Origin of the sequence: Novipirellula artificiosorum, from assembly GCF_007860135.1 — a bacterium.
In the GTDB taxonomy this organism is placed as follows: domain Bacteria; phylum Planctomycetota; class Planctomycetia; order Pirellulales; family Pirellulaceae; genus Novipirellula_A; species Novipirellula_A artificiosorum.
Map to the genome: position 1 here is coordinate 84,213 of NZ_SJPV01000016.1, position 16,512 is coordinate 100,724.

Below are 16,512 nucleotides of genomic sequence, written 5' to 3' on the forward strand. Positions count from 1 at the left end.
GCATCGCTCAGGAAATGCGATAGCCGCGGTCGATACATTCGTTACAGATCCAACGCTCGAATCCGCTCCATCTGATTCGGAGGCGTTGGCGAAAACCGGTTTTGATAGCAGTAGGAGCTTCTGGAATGAACAAGGCAACAACAGCGTTGGCGAGTTGTGTGATCGCGTTCGGTTTGATGTCGCCATGCAAGCAAGCGATGGCTGAATCGCCAACAGGCACCTCACCCCCCACCTTCGGTGAGTTTGCCAGTGGTCTGAATCCGATGAACTGGAAAATGCCCCAATGGAAAATGCCATCGCTGAAGAGCATGTTGCCAGGCCAGGATGACAAAACTCGGATCGTCAAAAAGAAAGACGGGCTGGTCAGCGACGTCAAACAGACGGCGTCCAAGAGCTGGCAGAAAACGAAGGAAATCTTTGACCCGAGTCGGCTTTCTCCGTCCAACCTTTTCGTCCAAAAAGAGGATCCCGCGTCCAAGCCCGATTCGCCCGGGTTCTTTGGATCGCTGTTCGGCCCGCGTGAACCCGCTGAAACCGAGCGCATCGCCACGGCAAACGAATTCCTCGCCCAGCCGCGAGTGGATCGATAGAAGCGGCCCTACATCCCATGTCATTTTTTGAAATGCTCCACCGTCTGGCGACGGTGGCTACGTTCATAAAACGATGTTCTAGTAGAGCAACTCGGTCCAACGGCCTTCGCTCTGCAGTTCAGCCTTTCGCTGGGCCCAATTCTGGTGCGGTCCAACGACCGACGAGAGCACTTCATCCAATTCGTCGCGAATCCGCTCGACACCTGCGACGTAAACATACGTCTTCGAATCATTCAGCAGACTCGAAAGCTCTTCGGCACGATCAAGCATCGCGTGGCCCCATCCACTGGCATCGCTCCACCCAGGACGCTTGCTCAGTGCGTCGATTGCCTCGAAGGTGTCGCGATCATAGTACAAAGAAAAGTCATCCTTCTCGTCGTTTCGGTACAACAGATCGAGCCCCGTTTGTCCGCCATGGAATAACTTGATGCAACCCTTGAAGTCGGGTTGCTCTTTGTAGAGATGTTTCACAAAAGCTCGAAACGGCGCGATCCCGGTACCGGCACAAATCAGAATCAAATTGGCTTCGTTATCTGCCGGCACCTCAAACGGCTGGCCATAAGGTCCGGTGATGGTCAAGGCATCGCCGGGGCTCAGATCGCAGAGGTAATTGGAGGCAACGCCGGGATACTCTTCCCCGCTGTATTGATCAATGTAAGTACAGCGACGAACGCAGATGGTGACTTGTTTGCTGCCATCATCGGACGTCCCCGGCAAATCGGCCACGCCGTACAGACGCAGATGATACTCTTGGCCGAGTTCCGCTCGCCCCGGCGCGAGCACGCCAATGTTCCGACCCACCTCGACGTTAAAATCCGGACCTTCAATTTCGACCGTAATGTCGCGCACCTCATGCCGTGATTCAGCCGGAGTGAGTCGTTCACTGCGAAGCACTTTTGCTTGGTAGCGTGTCTTCGTATCGTAATCCTGTAATCGCATTCTCTCTCTCTCGTTCGATTAAGTTATTTACCTGATGTTAATGCACAGGCTTCCGCCTGCGTCAGGCGTCGGTCAATTCTTAAATGGCTCAAGCATTGCTCGGACGCAGCAAAAAATGGCTGAACGACAATGCTCCCGCGTTATCCTTTTGGTGTTTTCGAATTGTCGCATGGCTCGCTGCAATTGCAACTATGGCAACCGGTTCTTCCTCCGAGTGCATCGGTTTGCGACGACGCTCCGAGGAAATGCCGCCAGACCGCTTGAACCGCTAGCCATCCACCCATCACCAGGCTGATTCCAAACGTCGCTTTGAGAAGGCTTTCAATCATCTCAATTAAACAACCCTGCAAACCCCATAAAACAGACGGACAAGAGTCCCGCCAAAATCAACGTGATCGCAGTTCCTTTGACCATCTCGGGTGTCTTCGCTAGCTCTAACTTCTCTCGCAGTCCCGCCATCAAAACCAATGCCAACGTGAATCCAACACCCGCACCGAGTGCAAAGACAATCGACTGTAAGAATCCATATCCACGATTGGTTTGAAACAGGGCAACTGCCAAGATCGCACAGTTGGTCGTGATCAGTGGCAAGAAAATCCCTAGCGCCTTGAATAACGCCGGACTCATCTTTTTGATAAACATTTCGACCAATTGCACCGTCGATGCAATCACCGCGATGAACGAAATCAGTTCGAGGTAGGGTGCGTCGACCCACTGCAACAGCGCATGGATTCCGAACGCTGCCATCGAGCTCACCAACATCACAAACGTCACCGCGGCACCCATCCGCAACGCCGTGTCTCGTTTCCCCGACACGCCCAAAAACGGACAAATGCCGAGAAAATACGCCAGCACAAAATTATTGATCAAACAGGCGTTGATAAAAATCGACCAATAGGACGCGTCACTCATTCCGTCGCTCCTTCCAATTCGGCTTTCACGGCACGCCGCTGTGTGTACCAATTGAAAAACAAAAGCCATGCGGCCAAGGTGAAAAAGCCACCGGGGGGCAACATCATGATCGTCCACTCTTGGAACGACTCACCAAAGACCCGGAAACCAAACAGCGATCCGTTGCCCAACACCTCGCGAACGCAACCCAGACAAAGCAACCCCAGCAAGAAACCCGATCCCATGCCGAGGGCATCGAGAACCGATCGTTTGACTCCATGCTTGGAGGCAAAGGCTTCGGCGCGGCCGAGAATCAAACAATTCACCACAATCAGCGAAATGAACGCCCCGAGCGCCTTATGAAGGTCCAAGCTGATGGCTTGGATCAAATAGTCGACGATCGTCACAAACGTAGCGATCACCAAAATAAAGGTCACGATTCGAACTTGCGGAGGAACGATTTTTCGGATCAGTGACACGACGGTGTTCGAGCAAAGCAAAACAAACGCGGTCGCAAGTCCCATCGCTAATGCGTTGATCCCCGTATTGGTTACCGCCAAGACAGGACACATGCCAAGAACTTGTACAAAGACCGGATTGCGTTTCAGCACACCGTCAAGAAAATCGTTCGCGCCCGTAGGGGCCTGTTGATCAACGGCCATCATTCGGTCCCTCCACGAAAATCATCGGTCCGCGAATACACTCGCGGAATCCACTTGTTGGTACTCTCACGCAACATGTCCGCGGTCGCCTGTGATGAAATCGTCGCACCACTAATTCCATCGATCTGCCACTCGTCCGTCTTCTCACCTGCTTTGACATACTCAAGCTCGTGAGCAAGCTTGTCACCGTCGACACGGACGTCCAACTTCTCAAAATTCTTCAAAAACGCGGGGTCCGTTTGAATGCGATCGCCGAGACCGGGCGTTTCACGGCTTTCCAAAACGCTGATCCCTACGATGGCCTGTTGCTCTGGCGAATAGCCGTACAGCACATGGATGTAATCTTGATACCCCATGCCTTTCGTGCCGAGCGCTAAGCCAGCCAACTCGCCCTTTTGATTGTACCCCGCAAAGACAAGATTCTGATCCTCCGAGCTTGCCGAGGCTTTCTGAAACTCACCCGTCGCTTCGTCCAAGACAAAGGCTTCGCTCGTCACCGCATCCGAAATCACCTCCAAAATCGCAAGCTCGCGAGCCGCCAACTTATTCGCTTGGATGATCGGCTTGGTGAATTCGTAGGTGCTGACAATCAGCAAACTGCAAACCACACCGACGCTCAGCACCACGCCGTAAATCTTTGCGGCCGAAGCACCACTGTCGCTAACATTCAATTGTTCTTCGCTCATGATGCCGGCCTCTTCTTTACACTTCCATACACTCGAGGCTGAATCCAATTGTCGATTTGCGGTGTCACCGCGTTACCAATCAGAATCGCATACATCACCCCTTCGGGCATCCCACCCCATACTCGGATGAGCACGACTAACACACCGATCAAAATCCCATAGAGGATGCTGCCGAGATGTGTGATCGGCGAACCGACCATGTCGGTCGCCATGAACACGGCACCCAACATCAAACCACCTGAAAACAACATGAAGGAAGGTCCGGCGAATTGATCCGAGTCGATCAGGGAAAGCACGCCGCTGAAAACAGCAACGGTCACCAAAATCGCAGCGGGGATCTGCCAATTCATCATCTTGCGAGCCGCTAAATAGGCTCCGCCAATCAGGATCAACAACGCACAGGTTTCGCCCGTCGATCCGCTAATCGTGCCCAAGAACAAATCACTGGTGTCCGCCGCATCCCCGTTGAACTTCCAATCCGAAAGCGGGGTCGCCCCCGAGACTCCGTCATAGACCGGCTTGGTCAGCGGAATCGCTAACGTGGACGATGGCAAGGATCCAAACCGGTTCAGCGGTGCATCGGGCCATGTCGTCATGGCCGCCGGAAACGCCGCTTGTAAAACCGCTCGACCCACCAGCGCCGGATTGAACGTGTTGTAGCCGAGGCCGCCGAACAAGTACTTGCCAACGCCGACTGCGATCACACCACCGGCGATCACGATCCAAAGGGGCAAGCTTGGCGGTAAGGTCAATCCATACAAGATGCCGGTGATGGTCACCGACCAATCACCAATCGTGGTCGGCTTCCCATTGATCCGACACAAGACATGTTCGGTCAAAACGCAGGTCAATGTCGCCGTTACCAACACAAGCAAGGCCGCCATGCCGAAGACGTAGACCGCATAGGCACAAACGGGCAACATCGCCAGCACGACGTTGAACATGATCGTGTCCACCCCCGAGTTGGCTCGAATATGGGGTGAACTTCGGATGGTGAGTGTTTTAGCTAATTGAGTCATTTCGCCACCTGTGCTGCCTTTCGAACCGCGGCCTTGGCAACGCGGAACTTTTGCACAAGCGGAATATGCGATGGGCAAACAAACGTGCAACAACCGCACTCGAAACAATCACGCAAGTGGAAATCGTCCACCATTTCGTCGTACCGCCCTTTCTCGGCAAGCAGACCTAAGGAGGAAGGATTCAAGAAAATCGGACACGCATCGACACACGCTCCGCACTTGATACACGGATACTCAGTTTGGTTGTTCACCCGCCCCGTTTCACGCTCGGTGAACGCAATCACGCCGGTCGAGCCCTTGGTGATCGAGATATCGAGGCTTGAGGCCGCCGCGCCCATCATCGGGCCGCCCATCACAACGGTCGTGATGTCGTCTTCGACGCCGACAACATCGAGAATAAACCGCAATGGGGTACCGATCGGTATCCGATAGTTCCCCTTCTTTTTAACGGCTGGACCACCAACGGTAATCACTCGCTCGTAAAGCCCCATGCCTCGCGGCAACAAGTGCCCGATCTCGGCCGTGGTACCGATGTTCGTGCAAATCACCCCGACATCAAGCGGCAAGCCCCCCGAAGGAATTTCGCGTCCCACCAAGGCGGAAGTCAACATTTTCTCCGCACCTTGCGGGTACTTCACCGGCAACACTTCCACCGTGATCGGCTGACCCGGAGGGATTGCCGCACGGAGCGACTCGGCCGCATCGCGTTTGTTCGATTCGACCGCGATGATCACACGTTCGGCACGGGTGGCCCGAAGCAAATAGGGAATCCCTCGCATCACATCTTCGGCATGTTCCAGCATGACGCGGTGGTCCGTCGTCAAATACGGTTCGCACTCCGCACCGTTAAGAATCAGCGTATCGATCGAGCGGCCTTCGGGAACTTTCAGCTTGGCATGCGTTGGAAACCCCGCACCGCCAAGCCCCACCACCCCTGCGTTCTGAATCGCCGTCAAGATTTCTTCGGGCGTCGCTGTTTCGGGGTCGACCACAGCACCTTCCATCACTTCTTGCGTCGAAGCTTCGTAGGGCTTCAAAAAGAAACCCGGCGTCATCTTGCCGTTGATCGCGGGAGTCAAGCCGATGCGGCTAATCACGCCTGTCGCCGGGGCATGGATCGCCACCGACATAAAACCGTCCGGCTTCGCAAGCATTTGGCCGCGAGTCACCTCGGCACCTTCGCCGACGACCGGGATCGCCGGTTTGCCGATGTGCTGAGAAAACGGCACGATCAACAGCGGCGCAAACGCAAACTGGCGGATCGGTAGATCGCGAGTCCCGTCCTTGGAGTCGGGGGGATGGATTCCGTGCGAAAAGGTTTTCACACCGAAAAGATGTTTGACTGCGTCTATCATCAGTTAAACTTTTCACCCCGCGCGATCCACTTTTCAATGTCTTTCGCACTACGATCCTTAGGCAATCCAGGGTGAATGATCGCTGCGGTACAACGTTCGGCGGCTTTCACCAAATCGGAATAGGGCCCGCCATTGGGATCAATGATCTCAGCCTTCTTCTTATCGTTGTACTTAAAGATCTTCTTGTTCACGTTGACGCATTCGTCACACGACGTGCATTCGGGCGTATCGATCCACGGCGCCATGTACTCGCCGTCCCCGGACGCAGAACCATTGGACGAGGCTGCGGCGGTGGTCGAAGGCACAACGGGTGCATCCAGCAGTGCTGCGGCGCCGCCACCACTCATCATGTTGGCGATTCCCACCGCGATCCGCTGAGTCATCTCTTGGCGAACTTCGGCTTCCACCGCACCACGATCGATGGTCGGTTCACCGACCTTGGCGATCGAGCGGAGCATGGCCCAGAAATCGCGGCGATCTTCGCACGACCGAACGATCGGCTCCGCAACCAACAAACGCATCAATTCCTTGTCACGGCCCACGCTCCAAATGAACGGGAACTTGCCCTCGCGCTCGTCGTCGGAAAGCTCTAAGAACTCATGCATCAGGACCATGTTGTCATTCCAAGTTTCAATCGGAGCCACTCGGTAATGTTTCCGGAAACGAATTTCCGTCGCCGCGAAATCAGCGAAGGTCATCGGAATTTCCATTGACTTCTTGCGTCCGTTGTCAATGTACTGCAACTCGTAGGTTGGCCACGTTTCATCCATTGCTGGATTTCCGTCGAGATCAAAACAGTCCTCAGGCAGCACACCATGGTCGGGGTTGTACTTGAACAGTGGATAGGCTCGAGACTCCACCGCCAACTTCGCTTGGTTGGCACTCATGTCGTCGCCGATGCCATGTTCGGGCTGGCACGATGTGTAGAGGTTAAACAGAGCAGGCCGGCGAGTTTTCAACCCTTCGATGAATCCTTCGATCAAGTGGTTTGGATTCGAGATCGAACTTTGCATCACGTAGGTCGTACGATGCGCCATTCCGATCAAACCAATTTCCTTGCGAATCTCGGGTTTCCCCTTGGTTGCCTTGCCGTACTGGGCCATGTCAGAAATTTGCCCAAAGAATCCAGACGTACAAGCTTGCCCGCCTGTGTTCGAGTACACCTGGGTATCCAGCACAACCACTTTGATCGGTTTGCCGGACATCATCGCTCGCGACAGGTTTTGGAACCCGATGTCGTACATCGCACCGTCCCCCCCCATCGCGACAACCGGTGGACACAGTTCCCACTCTTCGTCGGTGAACTGCTCCCAATTGAAGTAGGTCATCGCCTCATCCATCGGCTTGCCACCGCTGAGTTCGTTTTCAACCATCCGAATGGTTTTGAAACCTTCGGCCATCTTGCTCATATGGCCCTCGAACAATCCAAGCGCCACCGAGGTTGCGTCTTGGAACAGATGGTTCGCCCAGGGGAACGGATAGGGGTTGAACGGGAAGGTACTGCCCCAAACCGACGAACACCCAGTCGAGTTCACCATCCCGGCGTTGGCTCGGCCCTTACCGGTCGTCCCCTCGGTGTAACGCCACTTCAACTTCTTCAATTTCGCAAGCAGATCGGTGATCTGACCAAGCCACTGCTGATCGATGGGCTGGCCACCACTCTTCTGTTCGACCAAGCCAGCGATTCCGCCAAGCGTCACATCGCCCGAACCGATCTCGTCAATGATCTTTGACAGGGCAGCCGGATCGCTGACATCGATTTCTTGAATCAACTTGCGATGGATATGGCTTTCCATTTTTTCGATCAAGCCATCGACATATTCGACATGCTTGGCCACCCGAGGCTGCATCAGCGCTTCGATCGTCGCCGTGAAGATGTGCACGATACTCTTTTCGCCGCATCCCAAACATGCACCATCCCCGCTGGCCAGAGCCGAGTAGTTACGTTTGTCGAGCAGCATGGTTTCGAGTGCACCGATGCCTTGTTCGAGATCCTGGACACGGATGTACTTCGGAGGCGTCGTCGGCAAGTCTTGCCAAACGCTCCAATTGCGACGCAATTTTGCGACTGCCTCGTCGGTTTGTTTCGCAGGCCGAAGCGCATCGTCATCACACACCTCGACACATTCCATACAGCCTTTGCAGGTGTAAGGATTCACCGTAATGCAAAGCAATCCACCTTCACCCGCGGCTTCCTTTTCTTTATTCGTGAAGTAGGGACGCGAAAGAGCAAATTGAAAGTCTCCCAGTTCTTCACGGAACAGCGCGAGCTCTTGCTTCACCTCTTCATTCTTTTCCGGTTCGTAATTCAAACCGCGAATCGTTTGTGCAATGGCACCGTCGATCATCTTGCCGACGTTGTCGGTTTCTTGCGAATCCGACAAGAACTCGCGCAGGTGCTTTTCGACCTTTCTCGCTTGCCGCGGCAAATGCTTCAATTCGGGTTGGCGTTTACGAACCCGACTGACAATCGTTTCGAAGACTTGGTTCACTTCGTTCACCAGTCCAGGAATCGCCGTATCGGGACAAACCGTGTAGCACTTGCCACACGCGGTGCAATTCTCGGCGATCCATTCAGGGTATTCAAACCGAATCCCGCTCATGTCGCGGAACAGGGTCGTGACGGCGGGAATGGTGCCGAGACCGACGAACGGATCGGTGATCGTGTCGGTTCCCATGCCGCGAGCGTAGAAGGAGCCGGTTTGCTCCCAGAAGCGATGAATATCGGTTGTCGGCGATTGACTGCGGGGCATCGTCCGCAGCACCATTGGCAACGCGGGTTCTGCCGAAGCCGCTTGTCCATTGGATGCCGGCTGAGCGATGTCGCCATGTTGAATTTGCCGAACTTCGTCGTAGCCGCGTTTCACGACCTGCATGTTTTCGGTAACGATTCGAGCACCCTTGCCACCAAATTTCTTCTGCAACTGAGCGTGAATCGCGTCGAGCAATCGTTGCTCGGACAGGCCCGCTTTCTCCGCAACGGGCGAGGCGGCAAAGAAAGCACCTTGGAAAGCAATCCCTTGCATCCGCAATTGAAGGTCCGAATCACTGGCCACTTCACGAGCGATCTGAAACGCATCGAGGTAGAACAGATTGATCTTTTTGTCGACGATGATTCGGCGGTAAGGCTCGGGAATGCTCGCCCACATTTCCTCGGGGCTTTTGGCATCGCTTTGGATGATGAACACGCCCCCCTCTTTGAGGCCCGCCAACGCGTTGGTGTGGTTGAAGACATTCGGGTCGGGGGACAAGACAACGTCAACGTAAAAGTACTCGCTATTGACGCGGATCGGCTCGGGCGATGCTGACAAGTAATAGGTCGTCGGTTGGCCCTTCTTTTCGCTACCGTATTTTGGATTCGCTTTGATGTGATAGTCGAGCAAATCGTACAGCGTCATCGCCAAGTTCTTGCCTGTCGTGATCGCTCCCCAACCACCGACCGAGTGCATCCGAACGGTAATGCTGCTGTCGGGCATCAGGTTCGGGTTTTCCGATCCACGAATCGCAAGTTCACGGATATTCGGATACTTGTCTTCGATCGATTCCTGATGAATTTTCTGCTTCGGGCTGACAGCGTTCTCTCGCAAAAAGTCAATCGAGAGGTAGTAGAACTTTCGCTTCGCTCCCTCGGGAAGCATGTTCTCCACCGCAGCAATGATGCCTTCGGGTTGCAAGTCACGACTGCCCATCCCAAACGAACCTGAATACAGCGACGGTGCGTCGGTGAGCGAGGTGTAGGTTTCCAAAGCAGGATAGGGCGTTTCTTTTCGGTCGCGACCGTTTTCCATACAACGGCTCATCGTTGCCCTGATTTCACGCATCAACGGCAGATCGACTGCCAACGGTTGGTCGATTCGCTCGAGAACCGCGACGCCCTTTTTGCCCTTCAAAATCTTGCCAAGCAGGTCGGCAGGGAAGGGCCGGAACATAACGAGGTTGACCACGCCCACCTTGATACCACGACTCTCACGCAAGTAGTCGGCAACCACTTCCGCGGTCGGAATCATGCTGCCTTGGCCAAGGATCAAGAAGTCCGCATCCTCCACACGATACGTCATCACTCGATCGTATCGGCGACCGGTCAAATCGTAGAACTCGTCAATCGCTTGCTGCGTCAACTCAGGAATGTGATCGAAAAAGTAGGGGCGCTGTGCCGCGACACTTTGCATGTAGGAATCTTGGTTTTGTACCGTCCCGGTCATCATCGGATCGTCAACGGTCCAAACCTCCGGAATCCGACGACGCTTGTCACCGTAAAGGATCTGCTGAGCCCCGGTCGGCGTGTTGATGATGTCCGCAGGATTGCCGAGATACTGTGCGATCAAAGCACGCTCAGGAATCTGGATCGATTCGATCAAGTGCGTCGTCAAAAAACCGTCTTGCGCGATCGCGCCGGGGGTCAGCGCCAGTTCGGCGATCCGATGCGAGATGATGTTCAAATCGGCTGCAGCCTGCGCGTCCTTGGCAAACAACTGGAAGAAACCGGTGTCGTCCATGCAGTGGTAGTCGTCGTGCCCCGCGTGGACGTTCAACGTCGACTTGGTCATCGCCCGAGCACCAACATTCAAGATGTAAGTCAACCGCTTGCCAACCGCCGCGTAGAGCGACTCGTGCATGTAGGCGATCCCTTGACCGGACGAAAAGTTACTCGCCCGTAACCCGGTCATCGAAAGCCCTGCGGTCACCGCTGCGGCCGCATGCTCCCCTTCGGGTTCGATGAAAATCAACGGTCGGCCGGACGTATTGACGTAACCTTGTGCGGCAGCCTCGGCCCAATACTCACCCATTTGGGTGGAAGGCGTAATGGGGTAAGCACCGGCCGCGTCCGTTCCTTCGCGCTCACATAGAATGACGGCCGTGTTGCCATCAACGGCGCCGCGTTTGCCAGGAAATTTAAATGAAGGTGCTGGTTTTGCCATGGGTTCTATAAGATTGGGAGGGTGTGGAGAATCTTGGAGTTCAGGCTTGAGCCTGCTTTCAATCGATTACATTTCTTTCCGGTCAGAGCAACCAAACGGTTGAACTCCAACTCACGTCGTCGCACGATGGATTTCACCGCGCCGGATGACCTTCTTGGCGGCTTGCCCTTTGATCGGGCCTTGCTCCTTATCGAGCCATACGATTGCCCCCGTAGGACATCGCTGGGTCGGCATGTCGGTCAGTGGCCCCTTGGAATAGTCGATCACCGGCAGACTGTTTTTCATCTCAATTTGGTGGGGTGCATCCGCCGCACACCGGCTGCAGCCGGTGCAAGCGACTTCGCATTCCTCAAGGACTTCATCGCCCATTTCCAGTGACGAACATGCGACCCAAAGCCGTTGATTGGCGGGATGAATCGAGAACAAGTCCTTGGGACACGCTTCAACGCAATCACCGCACGCCGTACAAAGGTCTTCGTTGACAACCGGAATGTCATGGACGTTCATCGTGATCGCGTCAAAGTCGCATGCCACTTCGCAATCGCCGACCCCAAGACACCCCCAAAAACAAGCTTTGCCCCCACCCGCCACCAAGGCGGCTGCGGCACAAGACGAATGTCCTTGGTAAAACGCACGATCGCGAGCAACGTTGTTGCCGCCAGCACACGCCAAACGGGCGACCCGCTTGGCCTGAGAACCGACGTCGACGCCAAGGTAAGCCGCGATCCGTGTGTGGTCCGCTGGACCGCTCACGGAACATTTCGCAACCATCGTTTGGCCTTCAACCAGCGCCTCGGCAAAAGCACGGCACCCGGGGAATCCGCAGGCACCACAATTGGTGTGCGGAAGCATGTCCTCGACTGTGCCAATTCGCACATCTTCAGTCACATGGAGGTAGCGATTCGCAACCACCAGTAGTGACGCCAAGACGAACGTCAGCCCACCGATTGTTAAAACCGCATTCAATATAAGCATGGTAATCCTAAAGCCGTTTCTTCGCATATCGATCGCAAAGAGGATCAAACTCGAGGTCAATCGTGGCCTATTTTTTTAACTTAGGCAATAAGACGTCGACGCTTCTTCTCAAAGAGAGACGGGAAATACAGGCATCGTCATGGCGTTTCAAGGGCAATCTTTTTCACATCCATTGGTGTGAAAAATGACTTGGAGAGCACGGATTGGAGAAAAGCAGCTTAGTACGCGGCCACAACGGCGCTTCGGTCGCCTTTCAAAGAAGCACCCGCTTTGTGACGGCACGGCAGCGGCGGCTAAGACGCTCCCTCTTCGGTGACGCGACCGCGACGATTTACCGCTCTTCCCCCGCTTGCAACGCTCGCGATATCGCGTCGATGTTCGTCTTCGCATCGCCGAACAACATGTAGGCGTTGTCTTTGTAGAACAGCGGATTGTCGACTCCCGCGTATCCCGTCGCCATGCCTCGCTTCATCACCACGCAGGTCTTGGCGGTCCAGACCTCAATCACCGGCATTCCCGCAATGGGGCTGTTGGGGTCCTCCAGCGCCGCAGGATTGACAATATCATTCGCCCCAATGACTAAGATCGCATCGGTGCCGGACATATCTTCGTTGATCTCATCCATTTCGAGCACAATGTCGTAGGGCACATTGGCTTCGGCAAGCAAGACGTTCATGTGGCCCGGCAATCGGCCGGCAACCGGATGAATCGCGAACCGAACCTCCTTGTTCCGTCCGGTCAACAGCTTCACCACCTTGGCTAACGAGTGCTGGGCTTGAGCAACGGCCATCCCATAGCCGGGCACAATGACGATGCTCTGAGACTCGTTAAGCAGATCGACCGTATCGGCAACCGAAAACTCCTTCACGGTGCCTTCGATTTCCACCGCAGGACCCGACCCCGCTGTGCCGCCACCGAAACCGCCGGTGATCACACTCAAGAAACTCCGATTCATGGCCTCACACATGATGTACGACAAAATCGCCCCCGAGCTACCGACAAGGGCCCCAGTGATGATCAGCGCGTGGTTTTTCAACATGAAGCCGGCGGCTGCAGCGGCCCAACCCGAATAGGAGTTCAACATCGACACGACGACGGGCATATCGGCCCCGCCAATGGCGACGACAATGTGGATCCCGATGAACGATGCAATCGCCGTCATGATCAATAGCGGCGCCATCCCCGAATTCATCTCCGCTTTCGCGAACCAAACACCGAGGACAATGCACAGCAGCAACAAAACGAAATTCAGCAGGTGCCGGGCGGGCAGAATGAGCGGTTTTCCGGAAAGCGTTCCGCGCAGTTTCAAGAAGGCGAAGACAGACCCGGTGAAGGTTAATGCACCGATGAAAACACCCACAAAAATCTCGATGTCATGGACCAACTGCTCCGACGGCGGGATCGCAACGCCCGGTTCGATGTAACTGGAAATGCCGACCAGAACCGCCGCTAAACCCACAAAACTGTGCAACAGCGCCACAAGCTCTGGCATCCCCGTCATCGCAACGCGCGATGCCATCACCGCACCGATCAATGCCGCGGGAAGCATCGCCACCGCCATCGCATTCAAACCGCCGGTCATCCCACCCAAAACGGTCGCGGCAATCGCGAGGATCATCCCTCCGATGCCGAGTAAGTTGCCTCGCTTGGCGGTCGTTTGATGCGCCAAGCCTGCCAGAGAAAAAATAAACAGCACCGCCGCGATGATGTACGCGACCGTTGCAAGCGATTGGTTTAAGGGCATCGCTTGGTCCGCCAACAGGCCAAAAAGACTGATCATCAAGCTGTCCATGAATTACTCTGCGGGGGGGTGATCGAAAAGGCTCGTTCCGCCTACCTGCGAAACATTTTCAACATGCGTTGGGTGACGAAGAAACCGCCCGCAATATTGATGGTGGCAAAGAAAATGGCGATGGCACCAAGGATTGCCGCAGCGGAGGATTGTGTCCCGACCTGGACCAAGCCGCCGACAATGATGATGCCACTGATCGCGTTGGTCACACTCATCAGCGGCGTGTGCAACGATGCACTGACGTTCCAAATCACTTGCCATCCCACCAAACAGGACAAGGCGAAGACCGTAAAATTGGTGATCAGTTCGCGGTTGCCTGTCATCGCAATGGCCACCAACAGCAGGGTCACCATCAACAGTGAAACGATTTCAACAAAACCGAAGCTTCGCTCCACAACCGCAGCAGGAGAGGCGGGCGGCTCCTTTGCCAATGTTTTTTGCCCAGCCGACACCGCGACCGATGGCGGCGGCCACGTGATCGCTCCGTCTTTGACCACCGTCGCACTGCGAATGACCACATTGTCCATGTCGATCGTGAAATGCTCGGCCCCACCCATTTCTTCAAGTAAGTAGAACAGATTGGTGCCATACAACTGGCTCGACGTGTGCCCAAGCCGACTTGCCAAATCGCTGTAGCCGATCACATGCACCCCGGCATGCGTGACGACTTCGTCGGCAACGGTCAACTCGCAGTTCCCGCCTTGAACGGCTGCCAAGTCGACAACAATGCTGCCGGGTTTCATCGATTCGACCATCTCGCGCGTGATCAAGATTGGCGATGTCTTTCCCGGAATCAATGCCGTGGTGATGATGATGTCGACATCCTTAGCCTGCTGTGCAAATAAGGCCATCTCCGCATCGATGAACTCCTTGCTCATGGTTTTGGCATATCCACCCGCCGTCCCGCCTTGTTCATCGGTCTCGATTTGCACCGTCAAAAACTCTGCACCCATGCTTTGCACCTGCTCCGCCACTTCCGGCCGCACGTCAAAGGCTCGTACGATCGCGCCGAGCCCGCGTGCCGTTCCGATCGCTGACAATCCAGCCACCCCAGCCCCGATGACAAGCACTTTCGCCGGAGGGACTTTTCCAGCCGCGGTGATTTGTCCAGTGAAGAAACGACCGAAAAGGCCCGCCGCTTCGACGACAGCACGATAGCCTGCGATATTGGCCGTTGAACTCAAGGCATCCATTTTCTGAGCACGACTGATCCGCGGAATCGCGTCAATGGCTAATGCGTTGGCGTTCTTTGAGGCCAAACGCTCCAACAAGGGCCGGCTGGTAGCAGGCGAAAGAAAACCAACCACCGTTTGGCCCTCCCGAATCTGCTCGATCTCGTGCTCCGACGGAGCGCGAACCTTCAACACAATATCCGCAGCAGCCCAGACATCGGCGGCATCGCCAGCGATCTCACAGCCCGCCGCAAGGTAAGCCTCGTCGTGAAAACTGGCGGAGTCACCTGCGGACTGCTCGACCAGCACGCGAAAGCCGAGTTTGTCGATCAACCGACGTGCGGTTTCCGGCGTGGCGGCAACACGGGATTCCCGCGGAAACGTCTCCTTAACGATACCCACCCTCAACATCGACATGAATCTCCGCTTGACTGGAACCCTGGTTCACGCGCAAACCCTGGTTCACATCGACCCCGGGTTCACGCGTCGCTGCCCGCCAGTCTAGCACAGTCTGCAGCGGGACGTGGGATCGCAGAAAGCGGACACACGAAGTCGAGAAGAAGCTCTGCCTACGCCGAAACACCCGACGCGCTGGCGATACCATAGGCGAAGAGCGTTTGCTGAAGCTTTGCAACCGCAGCCTCTTCCAAGGATGTCATCGGCAAACGAAGTTCCCCCGTGTCGCGGCCGACCAATCGCATCGCCGCCTTGACGGGAATCGGATTGGTTGCCAACCCCAGCATGTTTTGGCAAAGTGCAAAGAGTTGGTGATGCAGCCGACCGGCGCGAGCGAGATCACCCTCCGATGCAGCCTCGACCAAAGCGATCATGTCGCTTGGAACCAAATTGCCAACGACCGAGATCACCCCTTCGGCGCCGACACTCATCATCGGAAGCGTTAAAGAATCATCGCCGCAGAGAACGGTTAGATCGGTCGAACCGACGATGGCCGAGCACTGGTCCAGTTTTCCCGTTGCTTCCTTGACCATCGTGATGCCCGGAACCTCCGCAAGTCGCTGAATCGTCTCGACCTCGATTTCCTTGCCGCAGCGGCCTGGAATGTTGTAAACGCATACCGGAATATCGACCGCTTCGGCAACCGCTTTGAAGTGCTGGTAAAATCCTTCTTGCGCAGGCTTGTTGTAATAGGGGGCGACTTGCAACGTGGCGTCCGCACCTTCGGCCGCCGCTCGCTGGGTCAACCTTAAGGCCTCGGCCGTACTGTTGCTGCCGGTCCCCGCCATGACTTTCGCCCGCCCCGCGACACACTGGATGACCTCGATGATCACTCTTTCATGTTCGTCGTGTGACAGCGTCGGTGATTCGCCTGTCGTCCCGACCGGAACGATGCACCGAGTTCCCGCGTCAAGCTGAAACTCCAACTGCTCTCGCAGCCGACCGTAATCCACCTCGCCATCGGCAAACGGAGTGATGATCGCGACGGAAAGACCGGCAAAGTCGGAACCTTTACGAGGGGTCGTGTCAAAACTCATGGTTGGTTGTGCGTTCCGC

General features: G+C 55.4%; 12 protein-coding genes. 1 reads left to right on the top strand and 11 read right to left on the bottom strand.

Annotated elements, in window-relative coordinates; all coding sequences use genetic code 11:
• The first annotated feature begins 125 nt into the window (after positions 1–125).
• The gene (locus tag Poly41_RS28915; RefSeq protein ID WP_231616033.1) at positions 126–590 is read left to right on the top strand and encodes a hypothetical protein; all 465 of its coding nucleotides are present in this window, start codon (positions 126–128) and stop codon (positions 588–590) included.
• 78 nt (positions 591–668) lie between these two features.
• Here the strand turns inward: Poly41_RS28915 and Poly41_RS28920 are convergent, their stop codons facing one another.
• The 11 genes from Poly41_RS28920 to dapA all read right to left on the bottom strand — a co-directional run bounded on the left by Poly41_RS28920 (position 669) and on the right by dapA (position 16,493).
• Positions 669–1,529: a ferredoxin reductase domain-containing protein gene (locus Poly41_RS28920; protein ID WP_146530850.1), complete on the bottom strand. Its 861-nt coding sequence runs from the start codon at positions 1,527–1,529 to the stop codon at positions 669–671.
• 330 nt (positions 1,530–1,859) lie between these two features.
• On the bottom strand, positions 1,860–2,441 hold the full coding sequence (locus Poly41_RS28925) for an electron transport complex protein RnfA (protein WP_146530851.1): 582 nt from the start codon (positions 2,439–2,441) through the stop codon (positions 1,860–1,862).
• Positions 2,438–3,085, bottom strand: a complete 648-nt coding sequence (gene rsxE, locus Poly41_RS28930) for an electron transport complex subunit RsxE (protein ID WP_146530852.1) — start codon at positions 3,083–3,085, stop codon at positions 2,438–2,440. The genes Poly41_RS28925 and rsxE overlap by 4 nt, the downstream gene beginning before the upstream one ends.
• Positions 3,082–3,768: an FMN-binding protein gene (locus Poly41_RS28935; protein WP_146530853.1), complete on the bottom strand. Its 687-nt coding sequence runs from the start codon at positions 3,766–3,768 to the stop codon at positions 3,082–3,084. Before Poly41_RS28935 ends, rsxE begins: the two co-directional genes overlap by 4 nt.
• Positions 3,765–4,787 (bottom strand): RnfABCDGE type electron transport complex subunit D, encoded by a 1,023-nt coding sequence (locus Poly41_RS28940; RefSeq protein WP_146530854.1) that lies wholly within the window; start codon positions 4,785–4,787, stop codon positions 3,765–3,767. Before Poly41_RS28940 ends, Poly41_RS28935 begins: the two co-directional genes overlap by 4 nt.
• A complete protein-coding gene (gene rsxC / locus Poly41_RS28945; protein WP_146530855.1) occupies positions 4,784–6,142 on the bottom strand; it encodes an electron transport complex subunit RsxC in 1,359 nt (452 codons plus the stop codon). Before rsxC ends, Poly41_RS28940 begins: the two co-directional genes overlap by 4 nt.
• Positions 6,142–11,061, bottom strand: coding sequence for a 2-oxoacid:acceptor oxidoreductase family protein (locus tag Poly41_RS28950; protein ID WP_146530856.1), 4,920 nt, complete (start codon positions 11,059–11,061; stop codon positions 6,142–6,144). Before Poly41_RS28950 ends, rsxC begins: the two co-directional genes overlap by 1 nt.
• 111 nt (positions 11,062–11,172) lie before the next feature.
• A complete protein-coding gene (locus Poly41_RS28955; RefSeq protein ID WP_146530857.1) occupies positions 11,173–12,036 on the bottom strand; it encodes a (Fe-S)-binding protein in 864 nt (287 codons plus the stop codon).
• Between the two features lie 331 nt (positions 12,037–12,367).
• Positions 12,368–13,828 carry an NAD(P)(+) transhydrogenase (Re/Si-specific) subunit beta gene (locus Poly41_RS28960; protein WP_231616034.1) on the bottom strand — a complete coding sequence of 487 codons (1,461 nt, stop codon included), beginning with the start codon at positions 13,826–13,828 and terminating at the stop codon, positions 12,368–12,370.
• 41 nt (positions 13,829–13,869) lie between these two features.
• Entirely contained in the window at positions 13,870–15,417 is a 1,548-nt protein-coding gene (locus Poly41_RS28965) for a Re/Si-specific NAD(P)(+) transhydrogenase subunit alpha (protein ID WP_146530858.1), read from the bottom strand.
• Positions 15,418–15,569: 152 nt separating this feature from the next.
• A complete protein-coding gene (gene dapA / locus Poly41_RS28970) occupies positions 15,570–16,493 on the bottom strand; it encodes a 4-hydroxy-tetrahydrodipicolinate synthase (protein ID WP_146530859.1) in 924 nt (307 codons plus the stop codon).
• Between the last annotated feature and the right edge of the window lie 19 nt (positions 16,494–16,512).